Here is a 19049-nt window from a genome sequence, read left to right as displayed (position 1 = left end):
TGACGCAGGTGAAGGCAATCCGCAGATTTACCGTCCGTACCGTCCTCCCCGAACCCATCCGGCCGCTGGCCCGCCTGGCGAGCAACCTGCGCTGGTCCTGGCACCGCCCTACGCGGGAACTTTTCGCGGGGCTAAATCCCCGCCTTTGGGAGGAAAGCGGCCAGGACCCGGTGGGTTTCCTGGGGATGGTAAGCCGCGAAGAATTCCAGCAGCTTGCCGCGAACCGCGCGGTGGTGGAACGCGTGCGGGCCGCTGAGGAGGACCTTGACCGGTACCTCGAGGAGCCGCGCTGGTACCAGGGCCTCGGCCCGGATGCCCCTGCATCGATTGCCTATTTCTCGCCCGAATTCGGCATCACCGAGGTGCTCCCCCAGTATTCAGGCGGCCTGGGAATCCTGGCCGGCGACCACCTGAAAGCGGCCTCGGACCTTGGAGTGCCGCTGATCGGTGTCGGCCTGCTGTACCAGGCCGGCTACTTCAAGCAGTCGCTGTCCAGGGATGCCTGGCAACAGGAGACGTACCCGGTCCTGGACCCGGACGGGCTGCCGCTCACGCTGCTTCGCGAGCCTTCGCCGGACGGCATCGGACGCCCCCTGCAGATCTCGCTCCCCCTGCCCAACGGCCGGCGCCTGCTGGCACACATCTGGCGGGCCGACGTCGGACGCGTCCCCCTCCTCCTCCTGGACTCCAACGTCCCCGGCAATGACGACGCCGCCCGCAGCATCACCGACCGCCTCTACGGCGGCGGCGGAGACCACCGCCTGCAGCAGGAGCTGCTGCTGGGCATGGGCGGGGTCAAGGCCCTGCGCGCCTTCCAGCAGCTCACCGGCACTACGGCCCCGGAGGTGTTCCACACCAATGAGGGCCACGCCGGTTTCCTTGGCATCGAACGCATCCAGGAACTCATGGCCGGAGAGCAGGCGCTGACGTTTGACGAGGCCCTTGCAGCCGGCAGGGCGTCCACTGTTTTCACGACGCACACCCCCGTCCCGGCAGGCATCGACAGGTTCGAGATCGCCCAGATCCACCACTTCTTCCAGGCCGGCCTGGCACCCGCCGTTCCCACGGACAGGATCCTGGAACTCGGCCGCGAGAACTACGCTGACGGGAACCCGTCCGTGTTCAACATGGCCATCATGGGCCTGCGCCTCGCGCAGCGCGCCAACGGCGTCGCAAAGCTGCACGGGGAAGTTTCCCGCGGGATGTTCTCCGCCCTGTGGCCGGGCTTCGACCACTCCGAGGTGCCCATCACGTCCGTGACGAACGGCGTGCACGTGCCCACGTGGGTGGACAGCCGCATTTCGCAGCTTGCCCGTGACCAGTTCGGCAGCGAAGCCGAAGCCAACGGCCGGTGGGACCTCGCCTACAACGTCAGCGACGCAGATGTCTGGGCGCTGCGGCGCGAGATGCGGGCGGCCCTGGTGGAGGACGTCCGCCGCCGCCTGCGGGCTTCCTGGAAGAAGCGCGGGGCCGCTGATGCGGAGCTGGGCTGGACGGACAATGTCCTGGACCCGGACATCCTGACCATCGGTTTTGCCCGCCGCGTTCCCACCTACAAGCGGCTCACCCTGATGCTGCGCGAGCCTGAGCGCCTGAAGGCACTGCTCCTGCACAAGGAGCATCCCATCCAGCTGGTCATTGCCGGCAAGTCGCACCCCGCTGACGACGCCGGCAAGAAGATGATCCAGGACCTGGTCAGGTTCACCGACGACCCCGAAGTGCGCCACCGCATCGCCTTCCTGCCCAACTACGACATCGCGATGGCCCGGACGCTGTTCCCCGGCTGCGACGTCTGGCTCAACAACCCGCTCCGGCCGCTGGAGGCCTGCGGAACATCGGGCATGAAAGCCGCGCTCAACGGGTCGCTGAACCTCTCCGTGCTGGACGGCTGGTGGGATGAAATGTACGACGGCGAAAACGGCTGGGCGATTCCCACCGCCAACAACGGCGCATCACCGGAGGAACGCGACGACATCGAGGCAGCAGCTTTGTACGAGCTGCTTGAAACCCAGGTGGCCCCGCGCTTCTACGGCAGCACGGTATCAGCCGGCGCCGGCGCCGCAGGCCCTTCGACGTCGGGGGCCGAGAAGGTGCCCACGCACTGGGTCTCCATGATCAAGCACACGCTCTCGCACCTTGGTCCGGCCGTCTCCGCCGAACGCATGCTCCGCGACTACGTGAACATCCTCTACCGCCCGGCCGCGGAGGCGGGGCGGAACGCCTCTGCCAACTCCTACTCTCAGGCCCGCACCCTGGCGGCCTGGACCGCAAAGGTACGTTCGGCATGGCCGCTGGTGCACGTGGAGCACGTGGACTCCGTGGGCGTCTCCGAGGATCCCCAGATCGGCGACACGCTCCAGGTCAACGCCTACGTGGCGCTGCACAGCCTCACCCCGGAGGACGTATCCGTGGAAGTGGCCTATGGAAGGGCCGAGGAAAGCGACACCCTCACCGACATCACCGTGATGGAACTGAAGGTACAGGAGGACCTCGGCAGCGGACGCCACCTGTTCAGCGGCTCGCTGGTGATCGACCGGTCGGGACCGTTCGGGTACACCGTCCGGGTCCTGCCGCGGCACGACGCCCTCGCTTCGAAGGCCGAGCTGGGACTGATCGTCAACGCCTGAGGCACTGCCCCCGAACCCTCCGAGAGGAACCCATGGCCGAACGCACTGTATCCGACGTGATCGTGGAACGCCTCAGCATTTGGGGGGTGGACCGCGTCTTCGGCTACAGCGGCGACGGGATCAACGGTTTCATGGGCGCACTGCGCCGCGCCGAAGGCCGGGTCGAGTTCGTCCAGGCCCGTCATGAGGAGACGGCTGCCTTCATGGCGGTGGGCCACGCCAAGTACACCGGCGGGGTGGGGGTGGTCACCTCCACCCAGGGCCCCGGCGCCGTCCACCTGCTGAACGGGCTCTACGACGCCAAGCTCGACGGCGTTCCGGTAGTGGCGATCGTAGGGCAACAAAGCCGCACGGTGCTGGGGTCCGCCTATATGCAGGAGATCGAGCTTACGGTCCTCTTCAAGGACGTGGCCGCCCAGTTCGTCCAGCAGGTCAGCGCACCGGAGCAGGTCCCCATGGTCCTGGACCGGGCCTTCCGCACCGCCAGGGCCACCTCCTCGCCCTGCGTGGTCATCGTCCCGCATGACATCCAGTCGGCACCGGCGCCCGAGCTGGCACAGGAACACGGCATCGTGGTCACCGCGCCCTCGTGGAGCACAGCGACCAGGACGCCCCGGGATCAGGATCTGGAGGCTGCGGCAGCGATCCTGAACTCCTCGGAACGGGTCGCGCTGCTCGTGGGCCAGGGGGCGCGGCACGCCGCCGGGGAGGTGCTGGCGGTGGCCGAAAAGCTTGGCGCCGGAATCGCCACAAGCCTGCTGGGCAAGCCCTACATGGATGAGACCCTGCCGTTTGCGGCGGGCACCATGGGACACCTGGGAACCACCGCCAGCGCGCACCTGCTGGGCAACTGCGATGCGCTGCTGATTGTGGGCTCCAATGATCCCTGGACGGAGTTCTATCCTCCGCCCGGCGCGGCCCGGGCTGTCCAGATCGACATCGACGAACGGAAAATCGGCAACCGCTACCCGGTTGAGGTGGGTTTGGCGGGCGACGCCGCTGTGGCGCTGCAGGCACTGGGGGAAAGGCTGCAACCGCGCGCCCCCGGGCAATGGCGAACCGACGTGGAGCGGGAAGTCTCCCGGTGGCGGGCATTGGCCGTGGAAAGGGCCGCCGTCCCGGCGAGCCCCGTGAATCCCGAGCGGGTGGTCCGGGAACTGAACGGCCGGCTGCCCGGGAACGCTTTGGTGAGCATCGACGTCGGCAGTTGCGTTTACTGGTATGCCCGGCAACTGGTCCTTCCGCCGGGCGTCCCGGCGCACCTTTCCGGAACCTTGGCCAGCATGGGGTGTTCCCTCCCCTACGGCATTGCCGCGAAACTGGCGCAGCCGGACCGGCCGGTTGTGGCCCTGGCCGGTGACGGCGCCATGCAGATGATCGGCATCGCCGAACTGGTGACTGTCGCCCACCGTTGGCGCCAGTGGGCCGATCCGCGGTTCGTGGTCTGCGTGTTCAACAACAGGGAACTCACCGAGGTGACGTGGGAGCAGCGGGAGTCCGAGGGCGAGCCGCGGTTCGCCGCAAGCCAGGAACTGCCGGACTTTCCGTTCGCGGGCTACGCGGACCTATTGGGTTTGAAAGGCATCCGGGTGGAGGATCCTGGGCTTCTTGGCGATGCCTGGGAGCAGGCGTTCGCGGCAGACCGGCCAGTGGTGATCGAGGTGCTGACAGATCCTGAAATCCCCCTCCTGCCGCCGTTCCCGGCCGGCAGGGAGAAGGCGGACAGCATGCGCAAGGGACTGGCTGCAGAGGACGACGGCGGCAGGGCCCTGGATCTCCTTGCGACCTACACGGGCCACGAAGAACGCACCTAAAGCAGGACGGCGGTGACTGCCAGGTCCTTGCCCGCATAGCGCTCGGCGTCCTGGAGGATCTCGCAGATGATCCCGAATGCCCTGTCACTGCGGAAGGGGGCAGCCACCTGCCACAGGACCGTGACCGGAGCGTTGCCGTTATCCGTGATGCTGTCCGCGAAGTCATGCAGTGAATCGTTGAGCGCGTCGAGGTTGACGCCGTAGTGCTCGGGAAAGTTAAGGACCTCGCCGAAGGTTTCCAGGACAGCCTTCTTGCTGTCGGCTGCGGGAACCACCAGGCTGCGGCGTCCGGCGTCGGCCACCTGCTCCTGCAGCTCCTCAAGGGTCCAGGTGTCGCCGGAGTAGATCTTCATGGCTTTGCTCAGCTGCCTTCCGCTATGTATCTGAATGACTCGTAGTGATCGTCCGTGTAGTACTTCTCGCCGTCGGCGCCGGCCACGATGCGGCGCGCTCCCCTGTCCGATTCCCCGGGCGTTGGCACTGTGTACTCGCGGTAATAGCCCCTGTCCCGCCGTGGCAGGAGGCGCTCGAAGTTACCGAAGGCCTGGCCGTCCTGGCTGTAGCGGTACGGTCCGCCAGCGCGGATGAGTTCGAGAACCCTGCGGCCCTCCGCCGGGAGCGCGGACTCGCGAACCTCCGGCAGCCCCGAAGGGTTGTCCTGTCCAGGGGCGCTGGTCCCGGGCCCGGCGCCGGGCGCAGGCATGGCACTGGAGGTGCCCTCCGGCGTCGTAGTTTCCGTCAGCTGGCCGAGGAAGCCCGTGCCGCCGAAGGCCAGGAAAGCAAGCACCATCAGGCCCGCCAGCAACAGGGGTAGGACGGAACGGTTGCGCATTCTGGAAATCCCGGGTGCCTAGCTGCGGTAGATGCTGATGGAATAGGCCTCCACGAGGTCCTTCTCCCCCGAGGCAACTTGCCCGCCCTGGCGTGCCTCATGCAATGGCGAGGTAGTCAGCCGGAGCTCGAACATCCGCGGGGCTGTGGTCCCGGCCGGAACGCGCGGCAGCGTGACCTGCAGGTCCGAAGCGCTGCCGTTCACCACCATCAACCCCGCAAAGCCGCCGTTGTCCGAGCCCAGGAGGAGTTGCAGGACGCGGTTGTGAGGATCGTTCCAGCGCTCCATGGACATCGGGTGGCCGTTCTGGTCGAACCAGTACAGGTAGGACTGCTCGTCCCGGACAGGAAAGTCGTGGGGCTGGGCCGCGAGGAACTCCTTGCGCAGGCGGATGAAGCGCTTGGTGCTGCGGAGCATTTCGTGGGACTCGGGAGTAAGGGTCCAGTCCAGCCATGCGAGCGGGTTGTCCTGGCAGTAGGCATTGTTGTTTCCCTGCTGGGTCCGCGCCAGTTCGTCGCCGGCGGTGATCATGGGAACGCCCAGGGAAACCAGCATGGACGCCATCAAGTTGCGGCGGGCCTGGGCACGCTTGGCGAGGATCGCGCCGTCCTCGGTGGGACCTTCCACACCGTGGTTGTAGCTCCGGTTATCCCCGTGCCCGTCCCTGTTCTCCTCGCCATTGGCCTCGTTGTGCTTGCGGTCAAAGGAGACCAGGTCATTGAGGGTGAAGCCGTCGTGGGAGGTGATGAAGTTGACTGACGCCAGGCGGGAACGTCCGGAAGGCTGGAAGAGGGCGGCGGAACCGGACAGCGAGTCCGCGAGTTTGGCCATGGGCCCGCCGTGCCCGCCAGCATCCAGGGCGGCGCGGTCAGTGAGCCAGAAGGAACGGACCGCGTCCCGGAAATGGTCGTTCCAGTCGACCCAGCCGACAGGAAAACGCCCGGTCTGCCAGCCGCCGTGGCCCACGTCCCAGGGTTCGGCAATCAGCTTCACGTCGGACAGGACGGGATCGGCGGCGACGGCAACCAGGAACGGGTGCCGCGGGTCAAACTCGTTGGCCGCGTTCCGGCAGAGGGTGACGGCGAGGTCAAAGCGGAAGCCGTCAATGTGGAACTCATCCACCCAGTACCGGAGGGAGTCCAGGACCATCTGGACCACGCGGGACTCACCGAAGTTCAGGCTGTTTCCGCAGCCCGTGGTGTCCACGTATCTCCCGTGCCCGTCAGTGCGGTAGTACGCCTGCTCGCCCAGTCCGCGGAAGCTCAGGGTCTGGCCGTCGGGGCCGCCCTCGGCCGTGTGGTTGTAGACGACGTCCAAAATGACTTCCAGCCCGGCGGCATGGAAGCGTTTAACCATTGACTTGAACTCGTCCTGGACAGCCTGCGGCCCGGCCTTCTGGGCGGCACGCGTTGCGTAGCCGGGGTGCAGGGCGAAGAAAGCCGCTGTGTTGTAACCCCAGTAATTAGTCATCCCCAGGTCTTGCAGGTGCGGCTCGTCCAGGTGGAAGTGCACGGGCAGCAGCTGCACCGAGGTGACGCCCAGGCTTGTGAGGTGCTCGATGATGGCGGGGTGGGCCATGCCGGCGTAGGTTCCGCGGAGTTCTTCAGGGACGTCGGGGTGGAGCATGCTTTGTCCCCGGACGTGGGCTTCATAGATGATCGTGTTGCGCCACGGCAGCCGCAGCCGCTCGTCGGTTCCCCAGTCGTAGTCGCCTGCCATCCGCACGCTGGCCAGGAAGCCGGCCTGCTGGTCCACGGCGCGCCCGTAGGGATCGAGCAGCAGCGGCTGGCCGGCGTCGTCCTCAATTTCGCTGGTGGGCGCGGCAAAGGGCAGGGACTGCTCGCCGGACGCAGGCCGGAAACCATAACGGGATCCGTACGGCAGGTCCTCGACGATGCCGTGGTGGACGCCGTGGGTGACGTTGGGCAGCGCCTGGGTCCGCCACTCCCCGCCCGGGGCGGCGTAGACGATCTCCAGGCTGGATACGCCCGGCGCATAGCACGCCACGTTGGCCCGCCCTGCGTGGTGGTTGCCTGTCCCGTCCACGTCGGCGCGCGGAACACTGACACCGAGCGGAACCGCCGTGGAGGCGTCCATGGTGGAAGCAGTGTCGAAAAGCGGCATGACCATGACCCGGCGCCTACTTTGCGGCGCGCTGCCGGGAGACCTCATACAGGGAGATGCCCACGGCCATGGAGGCGTTGAGTGACTCCATTGCGGAATCGATGGGGATGGAGACGATCTGGTCGCAGTTCTCGCGGACCAGGCGGCTGAGTCCCTTTCCTTCCGAACCCACCACAATGCACACCGGTTCGGTTGCGAGGGTGAGGTCCGGCAAGGAGACGTCGCCGTCGCCGTCCAGGCCCAGGACGAAGATTCCCATGGACTTAAACTGCTTCAGGGCGTTGTTGAGGTTTGAGGCCCGCGCCACGGGCACGCGGACAGCGGCTCCGGCGCTGGTCTTCCAGGCCGAGGCGGTAACGCCCACCGAGCGGCGTTCCGGGACAATGACGCCGTGGCCGCTGAAAGCGGAGACCGAGCGGATGATGGCGCCAAGGTTGCGGGGATCGGTAATGCCGTCCAAGGCAACGAAGAGCGGGGCGTTGGGGACGTGGCCCTTCTTCCATTTCCCAACCGTCTCCTCTGCCAGTTCGTACGCGTCCTGGTAGTCGTACGGCGGGATCTGCAGCACCAGCCCCTGGTGGACGGCGTCGTCGGTCATCCGGTCCAGTTCAGGCTTTCCGGTTTCGAGCAGCGGAATGCCCCGCTCGGCGGCAAGCTTCAGGGACTCCTTGACGCGGTCGTCCATTTCGATGCGGATGGCCACATGCAGTGCCTTGGCAGGAATGCCGGCGCGGAGCGCCTCGACCACCGAGTTGCGCCCGGTAACGACTTCTTCGGTGGCACGGCCCTTGGGGCCGGATTTGGCCGCTCCGGCGCTGCGGGCACCCGGATTGCGCTTGGCCGCGGACCGCTCGGAGAGCTGCTTGGCCTTGTGCGCCTTGTGGTACGGGCGGTCCTCCGCCTTGGGCGTGGGGCCCTTGCCTTCCAGGGCCTTGCGGCCATGGCCACCGGTCCCGATGGTTGGGCCCTTCTTCGCTTTAACCGATCGGCGACCATTGTTGGCCATTGTGTTCCACCCTTGATTGTGTTGACTGAGTCTGCCTACCAGTCTACTGATCGAAGAAAAATCGGCTGCTAAGGGGGACGGCCGCTTCGGGAAACGCGCCGGTCAGTCGCGCTTCAGGCTCCAGGTTGCCCCGTCCGGGCCGTCCTCCACCAGGATGCCGGCAGCGGAGAGGGTGTCACGGATGGCATCCGAGGCCGCCCAGTTCTTCTCCGCCCTTGCCGCGGCACGGGCTTCCAGCTGGGCCTGCACCAGGACGTCCAGGGCGGCCTTGTCCTTGGTGTTGCCGGCATCGGCACCTGCCACGGCATTCAGCCCGAGGACGTCGGTCATGACTGCCACCGTGTTCAACGCGAGACGGGCCGCGGGGTCATCGCCTTCGGCAAGGGCAGTGTTGCCGGTCCGGACCGTCTCATGCAGGGCGGCCAGCGCACGCGGGACGTTCAGGTCGTCGTCCATGGCTTCGGTGAAGGTGCGCAAGGTTTCCGCGGAGGAGCTCTGGTGGCCGGCAGCTGTGCCGGAGCCGGTACCGAACCGGGCGGTCGCCTTGGCAATGAAACCATCAATGCGTTCGACGGCGGCGGCGGCCTCCTGGAGGGACGTGGGACGGTAGTCCAGCACGGAGCGGTAGTGGGCCTGGCCAAGGTAGTAGCGGACCACCCGGGGGGACGCCAGTTCCAGCATCTCGGCAGGACTGATGGTGTTGCCAATGGACTTGGACATTTTTTCGCCCTCGTAGGTGACCATGCCGTTGTGCATCCAGAAGTTGGCGAACGCGTGGCCGGCCGCCTGCGACTGGGCGAGCTCGTTTTCGTGGTGCGGGAACCGGAGGTCCAGGCCGCCGCCGTGGATATCGAATTCGGAGCCGAGGTACTTGGTGACCATGGCGGAGCATTCCAGGTGCCAGCCCGGGCGGCCCGCACCCCACGGGGAAGCCCAGCTCGCCGTCGTCGGCTCTCCTTCTTTGGACCCCTTCCACAGGGCGAAGTCGCGCGGGTCCTTCTTCCTGTTGCTGAACTGGGGTTCGACGTCCGGGGCTGCCTGCATGTCATCGATGTTCTGCCGGGTCAGTGCGCCGTACTTGCTCCAGGAACGCACGTCAAAGTAGACGTCACCGGAGTCGTCGGGGGCAGGATAGGCGTGCCCGCGGTCGATCAGCTGCTGGATGAGGGCGTGCATTTCGGGGATGTGGCCGGTGGCGCGGGGCTCGTACGTTGGCCGGGAAACGCCAAGCGTGTCGTAGGCCTTGAGGAATTCCTGCTCGTAGCGGTAAGCAAGCGCCCACCACTCTTCCTCGGGCACTTCCCCGGGTTCCGGGGTGAACCCGGGCGCGAAGGAGGCCTCGGACTTGGCCAGGATCTTGTCGTCGATGTCCGTGACGTTCCTTACCACCGTGACCCGGAACCCGCGGTAGGCCAGCCAACGGGTGAGCTGGTCAAACGCAATGGCCGAGCGGATATGGCCAACGTGGGGCATGCCCTGCACGGTGGCCCCGCAGTAGTAGAGGCTGGCTTTGCCCTCGACGATGGGCACGAAGTTCCGGACTTCGGCGGAGGCAGTGTCATAGAAGCGCAGGGTCACCGCTCCAGATTAGCTGATGGGAAGGTGCGGCCTCGGGTAGACCAGTGCGGTGGCCACCGCGGAGATGCCTTCACCACGGCCGGTGAACCCGAGGTGGTCGCTGGTGGTGGCAGTGACGCTGACGGGCGCGTCCGCGGCATCACTGAGGACTTGTTGGGATTCCTCCCGCCGCGGGCCGAACTTGGGCCGGTTGGCGACGAACTGGACAGCAACGTTGCCAATCTCAAACCCGGCAGCCCGGACGATCCGCGCAGCCTCGGCCAGCAATGCGACGCCGGAGGCGCCGGCAAATTCCGGCCGGTCCGTACCGAAGTGCGTGCCCAAATCTCCTATCCCGGCGGCGGAAAACAGCGCATCGGCGGCGGCATGGGCCACCGGATCGCCGTCGGAGTGCCCGGCCAGGCCACGTTCACCCGGCCACAGGAGTCCACCCAGCCACAGCGGGCGGGGCTGGTCCTCCGCGGCGTAGGCGTGAACGTCCAGCCCGATTCCGGTTCGGGGGATGACCATGTCCGCAGGTCCCATTCCTAGCCTTCCACCCAGCGTGCGCCCAGGGGACCCTCAAGGAGCCCCTCGGCGAGGATCAGGTCCAAGGGCGTGGTGATTTTTAGGGACTGGGTGGACCCCCGGACCACGTGGACGGGGATGCCGAGCATTTCGACGAGCATTGCGTCATCGGTGACGGCGTCGGACTCTTTCGGGCCAAGGGCCCGCGCGGCTTCGTGGGCCTTCAGCAGGGTATTGAGTTGGAAGCCCTGCGGCGTCTGCACCGCGCGGAGTTCCTCGCGGGGCGCGGTCCCGGTGACAACCTCCGGGGCCAGTTCGCTGTCCGGGCCAGTAGTGGCCGCTACCGTCTTGACAGTGTCCACTACCGCTACGGCAGGTATGACTGCCGCGGCCCCCGCGGCCAAGGCGTCCGTCACGCGGTGGAAGACGGACTCGGGGGTGAGGGCGCGCGCGGCGTCGTGCACCAGCACCGCTTCTATGCCGTCCATCAGGGCTGCCATGCCGGCCCGGACGGAATCCGCACGGGTGCTGCCGCCGTCGACAATGGAAAGAAGGGGGCCGCCGTCGGCCAGTTCCTGCCGGAAGTCCTCGCACAGGCGGCGGAGGGCGTCGTCTCCCGGGGGCAGCGCAACGCACACCTGGCTGCCCGCTCCGGATGCGACAATGCCGCGCAGGGCATGCATCAGGATCGGCTCGCCGCCCAGGGGTACCGCCGCCTTGGGCATGCCGTAACCCAGCCTTTGCCCCGAACCTGCTGCCACCAGGATCACCGCGGTGACCAGGCGGGTGCGTGTTTCGCTCATGCGGACTAGCCTACGTCCCTGCAGGGCGCCGGCGCCTGAACACCTCGGGAGGAATCCCTGCGGCCTGTTTTTGGGCAAAAAGAAGCCCCGGCGGCACTTGGGTGCCCCCGGGGTTCAATTCTTAGGAAGCCAGGACCTCGTCGAGAACGCTTGCAGCCTTCTCTTCGTCGGTCTTTTCAGCCAGCGCCAGTTCTGAAATCAGAATCTGCCGGGCCTTGGCCAGCATTCGCTTCTCGCCTGCGGAAAGGCCCCGGTCGTGATCCCGGCGCCACAGGTCGCGGACGACCTCTGCAACCTTGATGACGTCACCGGAAGCAAGCTTCTCCAGATTTGCCTTGTACCTGCGTGACCAGTTGGTGGGTTCTTCGGTGAACTCGGCGCGAAGCACATCAAACACGTGCTCCAGGCCTTCCTTGCCCACTACGTCCCGAACCCCAACAAGGTCAACGTTCTCTGCTGGAACTTCAATGGTCAGATCACCCTGAGCCACCTTGAGCTTGAGATACATCTTCTCTTCGCCCTTGATGGTGCGCATCTTGATTTCTTCAATCTTCGCAGCACCGTGGTGAGGGTAAACTACTGTCTCGCCGACCTCAAATACCATGTGGACATTTCCCCTTTCCCGCTGACCAGTTTATCACGATTCAGGCATATGACCGGCCTGGAAGAGGGCGCCGAACCGCAGAAATACGCGGAAAACGGGCCAAATCGGCCCCCTTCACCCCCTTGACGAACGCGGATAATAGTGCATGTGCGGGGTCCTGGGGAAGGCCGATGTGACAGCTCCGAATCCTCGTTTGGCGTGCTTTGCGGATAGGCTATGCGTGATTAATGTTTCAAGACTCTTTGAGGAGTACGCGACGTGCGTTTCACTGCGATGACCCGGGCCCAGCGCGGCAAACTGGCACTGACGGCAGGCGCCCTTGGCGTGGGCCTGCTGACCGCCGGCTGCGGTTACATCACGCCCCAGCAGACCAGCGAACGGTACGCTGCATCGGACGGCATCGTCACCGACCTCGGCCCGATCCAGCTGCGCAATATCCTGATCATTTCCTCCGGCGAGGACCAGCCGGGCCGCCTGATCGGCGCCGTCTACAACTCCTCTTCGCAGGACGTGACGCTCACGGTCAACGGCGCAAAGGGCTCACAGACCGAGGTGCCGGTCAAGGCGAACTCCTACACGCTGCTGAACGACAGCTCGGACGAAGCCATCCTCAGCACCACCGGAGGAATCCCGGGCTCCCTCGTGGACGTCAAGATCACCGAGGACGGAACCAACGTGAGCAACACGGTGAAGGTCCCCGTCCTGGATGCAACGCTGCCTGAGTACAAGGAGTACCTGCCGGCCGGCAGCACGCCCTCGCCGAGCACATCGGCCACGCCGTCGCCGTCCGCTTCGGAAAGCGCAGGCGGGACCGGCCACTAAGGCTGCGGGCTGAGCCCACTGCAGGACAGGCATGCAAAAGGAGGGGCCGGAGGGCCCCTCCTTTTGCATGCCTGTCGCCGGGCGACCCTTTCTAGGGCTCGAACTTATAGCCAAGCCCCCGCACGGTGACCAGGTACCGCGGCGCTGACGGGTCCGGCTCGATCTTTCCGCGAAGCCGCTTCACGTGGACGTCGAGGGTCTTGGTGTCACCGACATAGTCAGAGCCCCAGACCCGATCGATGAGCTGGCCGCGGGTCAGCACCCGGCCTGAATTGCGCAGGAGCATTTCGAGGAGCTCGAACTCCTTCAGGGGCAGCAGCACCTGCTCGCCGCCAACGCTGACCACATGCCGTTCAATATCCATCCGGACAGGCCCGGCCTGCACGGTGGAAGAAATGAGTTCCTCCGGCTCGCCCTGGCGCCGCAGCACCGCCCTGACCCTGGCCACCAGTTCGCGGGAGGAGTAGGGCTTGGTGACGTAGTCGTCCGCGCCAAGTTCCAGTCCCACTACCTTGTCGATCTCCGCGTCCTTGGCCGTCAACATGATTACCGGGACGCTGGACCGCTGGCGGAGCTGCCGGCACACTTCCGTGCCGGAGAGCCCGGGCAGCTGCAAATCCAGCAGCACCAGGTCCGCCCCGTTCCGGTCGAACTCGGTGATGGCGTCCAGGCCGTTGTCCACGACCTCCACCTCGAAACCTTCCTTGCCCAGCAAGTAGGACAACGGATCGCTGAACGACTCCTCATCCTCGACAATCAAGATCCTGCTCAAGCGTTTGCTCCTCGTTCGGTGGCGCCTGCTGCGGCGCCGGGTACTTGGGTAACAGTTGGCTTTTCGGACCCTGCGGTCCCCGCCCGGGCGGGGGCAGCGGCCGGAGGTGTTTCTTCCCCGCCCTCCTGGCCCTCCATCTCGGGAAGCCGGAGGGTGAACGTGGAGCCCTGCCCAGGCTGGGACCAGAGGGTCACTTCGCCGCCGTGGTTGGACGCGACGTGCTTGACGATGCTCAGGCCAAGGCCTGTCCCGCCGGTATGGCGGGACCGGGCCGAATCCACCCGGTAGAAGCGTTCAAAGACGCGCTCCTGGTCCTCGGGGCTGAGTCCCTCGCCCTGGTCCGTAACGGAAATGGAAACCAGCCCTTCCCTGCTGCGCACACCGATCCCTACCCGGGTGTTCTCCGGGGAGTACCTGATGGCGTTATCGATCAGGTTGCGCAGGGCGGTCACCAGCAGGTCCTGGTCCCCGAAGACCTTCGCGTCGGTCCGGCCACCCACCACAATGCGGATATTCTTGCTCTCCGCGGGGAGCTGGGACCGGTCCACGGCCTCGGCTATGACCGCATTGACGTCAACCGGGCGGCCCTGCTGGGTGACGCTTGCGCCCTGCAGCCGGGAAAGCTCGATGATGTCCTGCACCAATGCGGCGAGCCGGCCGGATTCCTTGTGCATTCGCTTGGCGAAGCGCCGGACGGCCAGTTCGTCGTCTGCCGAGGATTCCAGGGCTTCGGCCAGCAGGGAGATGGCGCCCACCGGCGTCTTCAGCTCGTGGGAAACGTTGGCTACGAAATCGTTCCGGATCTCTTCTGTCCTGGTGATCTCGGTGCGGTCGTCCGCAAGCAGCAGGATGTATTCCTCCCCGAGCATTGCCGCCCGGACCTGGACGATGATGGTTCCCTGGCCGAGCGGGCCGCGGGGAAGTTCCAGCTGCCTTTCCAGGATGACGCCATCGCGGCGGACCCCGGCCGTCATGTCCAGCAGTTCCTTGTGGACCACCGTGTGGCCGCGGACCAGGCCGTAGGCATAGGCGGCCGGGTTGGCACGGACCACACCGTCCACCGCGTCCACCACCACAAAGGCGCGTCCGACGACGGCAAGCACCTCCGCGGCGCCCGCCGGCAGGGCGAGCTCCCCGGCGTCCACGTCCAGCAATTGCCGCTGTTTCTCGCTGACCCGGAAAGCGAGCACGCCGAACGTACCGAGCGCCAGGCCGATAAGGCCGGCCACCAGGCCGATAAGCATAGGATCCACAGCTCCACCTTATGCTGTAGGTGAAGGCATATCGGCGCGTCCCGGCCCCTTGGCCGGACGGTTCAACTAACGTTCACCTGCAAGGGCTTAACCGTTTACCGAACTTTGGCATTCTAGGTAGTTGGAGTGCCGAACGGCGACGCGATTCCTGCTGCCCGGACCGGGACCGGCGGGAGTTACAAGGAAAGGACGCCTACGTGCGTAAGGTTTTTCAGGAAGAGCTCACCCAGGTCGGTGACCAGCTGGTGGAGATCTCCCGGCTGGTCAGCGAGGCCATGGACAAAGCCACCACCTCCTTCGAGGTGGCGGACGTAGACCTTGCGCAGGACGTCATCGCTGCGGATGCCCGCATCGACTTCCTGCAGAACAGCCTGGATGAACGGGCAATCGACATCCTGGCCCTGCAGGGGCCCGTGGCAAGCGATCTCCGGATGATCGTTGGATCGCTGCGGATGAGCGCTTCCCTCGAGCGCATGGGAGACCTTGCACGGCACATCGCCCAGCTGGCACGCCTGCGGTTCCCGTCTACCGTCATCCCCGAATCCATGACCGGCACGTTCAAGCGCATGGCCGAGCTGGACAAAGAAATTGCGAACAAGTTGACGGTCCTGCTGGAAACCCGGGACCTTGAGGTTGCCCGGGACATCCTGAAGGCGAACACCGCCATCAACGATCTCCACCTCAGCGTGTTCAAGGCCATCGCAGCACCTGAGTGGGCCGAGTCGCCGGCAACCACGGTGGACGTCGCACTCGCGAGCCGGTACTTTGAACGCTTCGCGGACCACGGTGTCTCCGTCGNTGGGCCGAGTCGCCGGCAACCACGGTGGACGTCGCACTCGCGAGCCGGTACTTTGAACGCTTCGCGGACCACGGTGTCTCCGTCGCGCAGAAGGTCACCTATTTGGTGACCGGCGCGTGGCAGCCTACCGGGACCGAACACAGCTGACGTCAACGCTGCGGAATAACGACGGCGGGCCGGTCACGTGAAGTGACCGGCCCGCCGTCGTACGTACTGCTTACTTCTTGCCCTGGTTGGCGACTGCGAGGATGGCCTGTTCCGCGGCTTCCGGGTCAAGGTAGGTTCCGCCGGGCTTGATCGGCTGGAAGTTTTCGTCGAGGTCGTACACCAGCGGGATGCCGGTGGGAATGTTCAGGCCGGCGATGGCTTCGTCGCTGATGCCGTCCAGGTGCTTGACCAGTGCGCGCAGGGAGTTTCCGTGGGCCGTGACCAGGACGGTCTTGCCGGCCTTGAGGTCTTCCTTGATGTCCGATTCCCAGTACGGCAGGAGCCGGACCAGGACATCCTTCAGGCACTCGGTGCGCGGAAGGGCGTCTCCGAGGTCTGCATAGCGGGGATCGTGCGCCTGGGAGAACTCGGAGTTGTCATCCAGGGGCGGCGGCGGGGTGTCATAGGAGCGGCGCCATTCCATGAACTGCTCGTCGCCGTACTCGGCAAGGGTCTGCGCCTTGTCCTTGCCCTGCAGCGCGCCGTAGTGGCGTTCGTTCAGCCGCCAGTCGCGCTTCACCGGGATCCAGCCGCGGTCGGCCTTGTCCAGGGCGATGTTCGCGGTGTTGATGGCACGCTTCAGCAGCGACGTGTACAGGATGTCCGGGAGAACGTTATTCTCAACCAGCAGCTCCCCGCCGCGTGCTGCCTCCTCGCGGCCCTGGTCGTTAAGGTCAACGTCCACCCAGCCGGTGAACAGGTTCTTGGCGTTCCATTCGCTGTGGCCGTGGCGCAGCAGGATCAGCTTGTAAGTCATGATTTTCATCCTAGCCGAGCAGTGTTGCCGCCCGCCCAGCGTTACATGCGTCGCCCGGTTAGGTGTCACCAATTGCTTCAGGGATAAGGTTGGGCGGTGGTGCAAAAGGCTGAACGGGTGACCGCCCCCCAGATTTTGGGCAGGAATACCGGCAGGCCCGGCAGGCCGGTTGGCAACATCACCCGCGGCACCACCAACCCCAACCGGATGCGCCGGGTGGACCGCTGGCTAACGGGACCGCAGGCCTGGCGGCTCCGCAATGCCGCGGATCCCCTGGTGGTGGACCTGGGCTACGGCGCTGCGCCGGCCACCGCCGTCGAGCTTTATGAACGGCTTTCTGCCGTCCGCCGGAACGTGCAGGTCTTTGGAATCGAAATCGAACCGGAACGGGTCCGCGCGGCGATCCCCCTGGAGCGGCCCGGGCTCAGCTTCCGTGTGGGCGGCTTCGAACTGCCCGTGCCCGGCAAACCGGCCCTGGTGCGTGCGTTCAACGTCCTGCGGCAGTACGAGGAAGCGGACGTGGCCGGAATCTGGCGGCTGGTGCAGGACCGGCTGGCCCCCGGCGGCCTGTTCATCGACGGCACCTGCGACGAGATCGGGCGGCGGGTCACGTGGGTGGCACTGGATGCGGAGCGGCCGCTATCCCTGAGCATTTCCGTCAGGTTCGGCAGCTTCCTCCTTCCCTCCGACGTTGCCGAAAGGCTGCCCAAGGCGCTGATTCACCGCAACGTTCCGGGCGAACCGGTGCACGCCCTCATGCAGGCCATGGACCGGGCCTGGCTCGAGTGCGCGCCGCTGGCGACCTTCGGGAACAGGCAGCGCTGGCAAGGCATGTGCAGGAACCTGCGGGACACTGGCTGGCCAGTCCATGACGGGCCTTCGCGGTGGCGGCTCGGGGAGCTCACCGTTGACTGGGATGCCGTGGCACCCTTGGCCGGCGGGGGCGCCGGCTAATTCACCCCGGCTAATTCACCAGGGGCCGTAGGGCCCCGTGTTGCGGCTGCCGCCCCTGCCCGCATCCTTCACGGCCGGCCGTACGTCAGCCAGGTAAACCGACGCAGCAACGACGGCGGCGAGCCCGAACAGCCCGAAGGTTCCGAAGAATGCGCCGCCACCACCGCTGTACAACGAAAGGGCGCCGATCAGGGCCGCGCCGCCGGTCAGTGCCAGCCAGAAGGTCTTGGTCCGCTTGCCCGTGGCCTCAAACGCGTTTGCACGGTGCCGGGCGCAGTCCGCCACGGCCCAGAGCTCCAGCCCCAGCGAAACCAGGGCAAGGATAAAGAACAGGGCCTTCTCAACGGGCTGGATGATAACGAGTTCAACGTCCACAAGCCCAAGCCTAGCCGTCCAGCGAGTCCAGCGCCTGCTTCACATCGGCCCAGAGATCCTCAACGTTCTCGATTCCCACACTGAGCCGCACCAGGTTCTCCGGGACGCTGGCCGGCTCAGCGGTGTGCCGCCGTCGGCGTTCGATGAGCGACTCCACACCTCCCAGCGATGTGGCAGGCAGCCACAGCTGGACGGCGCCAACCAGTTTGTCGGCGGCGTCAGCGCCGCTCATTCCCGCGCCTGGGCGTACCTGGATACAGATGATGGACCCGAAGCCCTTCATCTGCGCCTTGGCGCGTTCGTGGCCGGGATCCGCGGACAGGCCGGGGAACCGGACGGTCTCGACCGCGGGGTGGTCGCCAAGCCGCTCCGCCAGGACCATTGCAGAAGCCTGGGACCGTTCTATCCGCAGCGCCAGCGTCCGCAGGCCGCGCAGCGCCAGCCACGCTTCGAAGGGCCCCGCAATGGCGCCGTGGATAATCCGGTGATGGAGCAGCGCGGACCGGATGTCCGGGTTGGAGGTGACCAGGGCGCCAAGGACGACGTCGGAATGGCCCGCGAGGTACTTGGTCACCGAGTGCAGGACGACGTCGGATCCGAGCACCAGGGGCTGCTGCACCAGGGGTGTGGAGAAAGTATTGTCCGTAACGACGATGGCCCCGACGGCGTGGGCGGCGTCGGCCAGGACGGAGACATCCGCAATGCCGAGCATGGGGTTGGTGGGGCTTTCGAGCCACAGCATCGCCGCCGGCCGGGCGTGCGGCCCCGCAGCGGGGCTGCGGGGAGCAAGGGCCTCCTTCACGGCGGCAGTATCCGCAATGTCCACTGTCCGGAGCTCGATGAAGCCCTTCTGGGCGAGCTCAGCGGCCATGACCAGCGACCCGGAGTAGCTGTGCGTGGGCATTACCAGCACTCCCCCGGCAGGGACCAGGGAGAGCGCCGAGCTGACGGCCGCGAGTCCTGACGCATAGAGGAGTCCCGGCAGTTCTGAGCCCTCCAGCTGGCCGAGCGCCTCTTCGAAGGGATCCCAGGTGGGATTGGAATACCTGCCGTAGCCGCGGTCGCCGTCGCCGAGTGCCCCGGTGCCGAAGTATGTGGAGGAAAGGACGATCGGCTGATTGACCGGCTGGTCCCGTTCCCGTGGGGGACGCCCGGCCGCAACCACAACCGTCTCGGCTGACAGGGCCGCCGCCTGCTGTTCGGAAAGACTCATGG

The 19049-nt window shown here is 66.2% G+C and carries 17 protein-coding genes and 1 pseudogene; 5 read left to right on the top strand and 13 right to left on the bottom strand.

The features are described from left to right. Positions 1-8: 8 nt before the first annotated feature. Together glgP and U7114_RS17850 are read left to right on the top strand one after the other, a co-directional pair. On the top strand, positions 9-2627 hold the full coding sequence (gene glgP / locus U7114_RS17855; RefSeq protein ID WP_321215375.1) for an alpha-glucan family phosphorylase: 2619 nt from the start codon (positions 9-11) through the stop codon (positions 2625-2627). Positions 2628-2659: 32 nt separating this feature from the next. Continuing rightward, entirely contained in the window at positions 2660-4441 is a 1782-nt protein-coding gene (locus U7114_RS17850) for a thiamine pyrophosphate-requiring protein (RefSeq protein ID WP_157239102.1), read from the top strand. On the opposite strand, the gene U7114_RS17845 is transcribed toward U7114_RS17850, so the two are convergent. The 8 genes from U7114_RS17845 to U7114_RS17810 all read right to left on the bottom strand — a co-directional run bounded on the left by U7114_RS17845 (position 4438) and on the right by U7114_RS17810 (position 11895). Beyond that, complete coding sequence (locus tag U7114_RS17845; RefSeq protein WP_104996833.1) at positions 4438-4794, bottom strand: barstar family protein; 357 nt, start codon at positions 4792-4794, stop codon at positions 4438-4440. The genes U7114_RS17850 and U7114_RS17845 overlap by 4 nt on opposite strands. 8 nt (positions 4795-4802) lie before the next feature. After that, the gene (locus U7114_RS17840; protein WP_323058106.1) at positions 4803-5273 is read right to left on the bottom strand and encodes a ribonuclease domain-containing protein; all 471 of its coding nucleotides are present in this window, start codon (positions 5271-5273) and stop codon (positions 4803-4805) included. Between the two features lie 18 nt (positions 5274-5291). Next, positions 5292-7403 (bottom strand): glycogen debranching protein GlgX, encoded by a 2112-nt coding sequence (glgX, locus tag U7114_RS17835; RefSeq protein ID WP_323058105.1) that lies wholly within the window; start codon positions 7401-7403, stop codon positions 5292-5294. Between the two features lie 10 nt (positions 7404-7413). Continuing rightward, positions 7414-8403, bottom strand: coding sequence for a 23S rRNA (guanosine(2251)-2'-O)-methyltransferase RlmB (gene rlmB / locus U7114_RS17830; protein ID WP_157239108.1), 990 nt, complete (start codon positions 8401-8403; stop codon positions 7414-7416). A gap of 102 nt (positions 8404-8505) precedes the next feature. Continuing rightward, on the bottom strand, positions 8506-9981 hold the full coding sequence (cysS, locus tag U7114_RS17825; RefSeq protein ID WP_323058104.1) for a cysteine--tRNA ligase: 1476 nt from the start codon (positions 9979-9981) through the stop codon (positions 8506-8508). 9 nt (positions 9982-9990) lie between these two features. After that, entirely contained in the window at positions 9991-10491 is a 501-nt protein-coding gene (gene ispF / locus U7114_RS17820) for a 2-C-methyl-D-erythritol 2,4-cyclodiphosphate synthase (RefSeq protein ID WP_323058103.1), read from the bottom strand. A 17-nt stretch (positions 10492-10508) separates the two neighbouring features. Then, entirely contained in the window at positions 10509-11291 is a 783-nt protein-coding gene (gene ispD, locus U7114_RS17815) for a 2-C-methyl-D-erythritol 4-phosphate cytidylyltransferase (protein ID WP_321215371.1), read from the bottom strand. 121 nt (positions 11292-11412) lie between these two features. After that, positions 11413-11895, bottom strand: coding sequence for a CarD family transcriptional regulator (locus U7114_RS17810; protein ID WP_011690592.1), 483 nt, complete (start codon positions 11893-11895; stop codon positions 11413-11415). 273 nt (positions 11896-12168) lie between these two features. Here U7114_RS17810 and U7114_RS17805 point away from each other — a divergent pair, with 273 nt between their 5' ends. Continuing rightward, positions 12169-12717 carry a hypothetical protein gene (locus tag U7114_RS17805; protein WP_157242697.1) on the top strand — a complete coding sequence of 183 codons (549 nt, stop codon included), beginning with the start codon at positions 12169-12171 and terminating at the stop codon, positions 12715-12717. 91 nt (positions 12718-12808) lie between these two features. Here U7114_RS17805 and U7114_RS17800 read toward each other — a convergent pair whose 3' ends face one another. Then, entirely contained in the window at positions 12809-13489 is a 681-nt protein-coding gene (locus U7114_RS17800; RefSeq protein WP_050056313.1) for a response regulator transcription factor, read from the bottom strand. Further along, entirely contained in the window at positions 13486-14733 is a 1248-nt protein-coding gene (locus tag U7114_RS17795) for a sensor histidine kinase (protein WP_323058108.1), read from the bottom strand. Before U7114_RS17795 ends, U7114_RS17800 begins: the two co-directional genes overlap by 4 nt. A 206-nt stretch (positions 14734-14939) precedes the next feature. Between U7114_RS17795 and phoU the strand changes: the two are divergent. Further along, positions 14940-15688: pseudogene (gene phoU, locus U7114_RS17790) on the top strand (phosphate signaling complex protein PhoU). Positions 15689-15758: 70 nt separating this feature from the next. Here the strand turns inward: phoU and U7114_RS17785 are convergent. Further along, entirely contained in the window at positions 15759-16505 is a 747-nt protein-coding gene (locus tag U7114_RS17785; RefSeq protein ID WP_323058101.1) for a phosphoglyceromutase, read from the bottom strand. Positions 16506-16601: 96 nt separating this feature from the next. Between U7114_RS17785 and U7114_RS17780 the strand changes: the two genes are divergently transcribed. Continuing rightward, positions 16602-17459, top strand: coding sequence for a class I SAM-dependent methyltransferase (locus tag U7114_RS17780; RefSeq protein WP_409339705.1), 858 nt, complete (start codon positions 16602-16604; stop codon positions 17457-17459). Positions 17460-17474: 15 nt separating this feature from the next. On the opposite strand, the gene U7114_RS17775 is transcribed toward U7114_RS17780, so the two are convergent. Further along, positions 17475-17834, bottom strand: coding sequence for a DUF2516 family protein (locus U7114_RS17775; protein WP_321215368.1), 360 nt, complete (start codon positions 17832-17834; stop codon positions 17475-17477). A 10-nt stretch (positions 17835-17844) separates the two neighbouring features. Beyond that, positions 17845-19047: a trans-sulfuration enzyme family protein gene (locus U7114_RS17770; protein ID WP_157239113.1), complete on the bottom strand. Its 1203-nt coding sequence runs from the start codon at positions 19045-19047 to the stop codon at positions 17845-17847. Positions 19048-19049: the final 2 nt, after the last annotated feature.

The sequence above is a fragment of the Pseudarthrobacter sp. C1 genome, from assembly GCF_034720455.1.
In the GTDB taxonomy this organism is placed as follows: domain Bacteria; phylum Actinomycetota; class Actinomycetes; order Actinomycetales; family Micrococcaceae; genus Arthrobacter.
Note: the sequence above shows the minus strand (reverse complement) of the source record. Positions and strands in the feature narration are given on the sequence as shown.

Coding starts and splice junctions, on each gene's coding strand:
- U7114_RS17770 (WP_157239113.1), bottom strand. CDS start 19,047: ATGAGTCTTTCCGAACAGCAGGCGGCGGCCCTGTCAGCCGAGACGGTT.
- U7114_RS17850 (WP_157239102.1), top strand. CDS start 2,660: ATGGCCGAACGCACTGTATCCGACGTGATCGTGGAACGCCTCAGCATT.
- ispD (WP_321215371.1), bottom strand. CDS start 11,291: ATGAGCGAAACACGCACCCGCCTGGTCACCGCGGTGATCCTGGTGGCA.
- U7114_RS17845 (WP_104996833.1), bottom strand. CDS start 4,794: ATGAAGATCTACTCCGGCGACACCTGGACCCTTGAGGAGCTGCAGGAG.
- glgX (WP_323058105.1), bottom strand. CDS start 7,403: ATGGTCATGCCGCTTTTCGACACTGCTTCCACCATGGACGCCTCCACG.
- rlmB (WP_157239108.1), bottom strand. CDS start 8,403: ATGGCCAACAATGGTCGCCGATCGGTTAAAGCGAAGAAGGGCCCAACC.
- U7114_RS17795 (WP_323058108.1), bottom strand. CDS start 14,733: ATGCTTATCGGCCTGGTGGCCGGCCTTATCGGCCTGGCGCTCGGTACG.
- U7114_RS17840 (WP_323058106.1), bottom strand. CDS start 5,273: ATGCGCAACCGTTCCGTCCTACCCCTGTTGCTGGCGGGCCTGATGGTG.
- ispF (WP_323058103.1), bottom strand. CDS start 10,491: ATGGTCATCCCCCGAACCGGAATCGGGCTGGACGTTCACGCCTACGCC.
- U7114_RS17785 (WP_323058101.1), bottom strand. CDS start 16,505: ATGACTTACAAGCTGATCCTGCTGCGCCACGGCCACAGCGAATGGAAC.
- U7114_RS17810 (WP_011690592.1), bottom strand. CDS start 11,895: ATGGTATTTGAGGTCGGCGAGACAGTAGTTTACCCTCACCACGGTGCT.
- U7114_RS17805 (WP_157242697.1), top strand. CDS start 12,169: ATGACCCGGGCCCAGCGCGGCAAACTGGCACTGACGGCAGGCGCCCTT.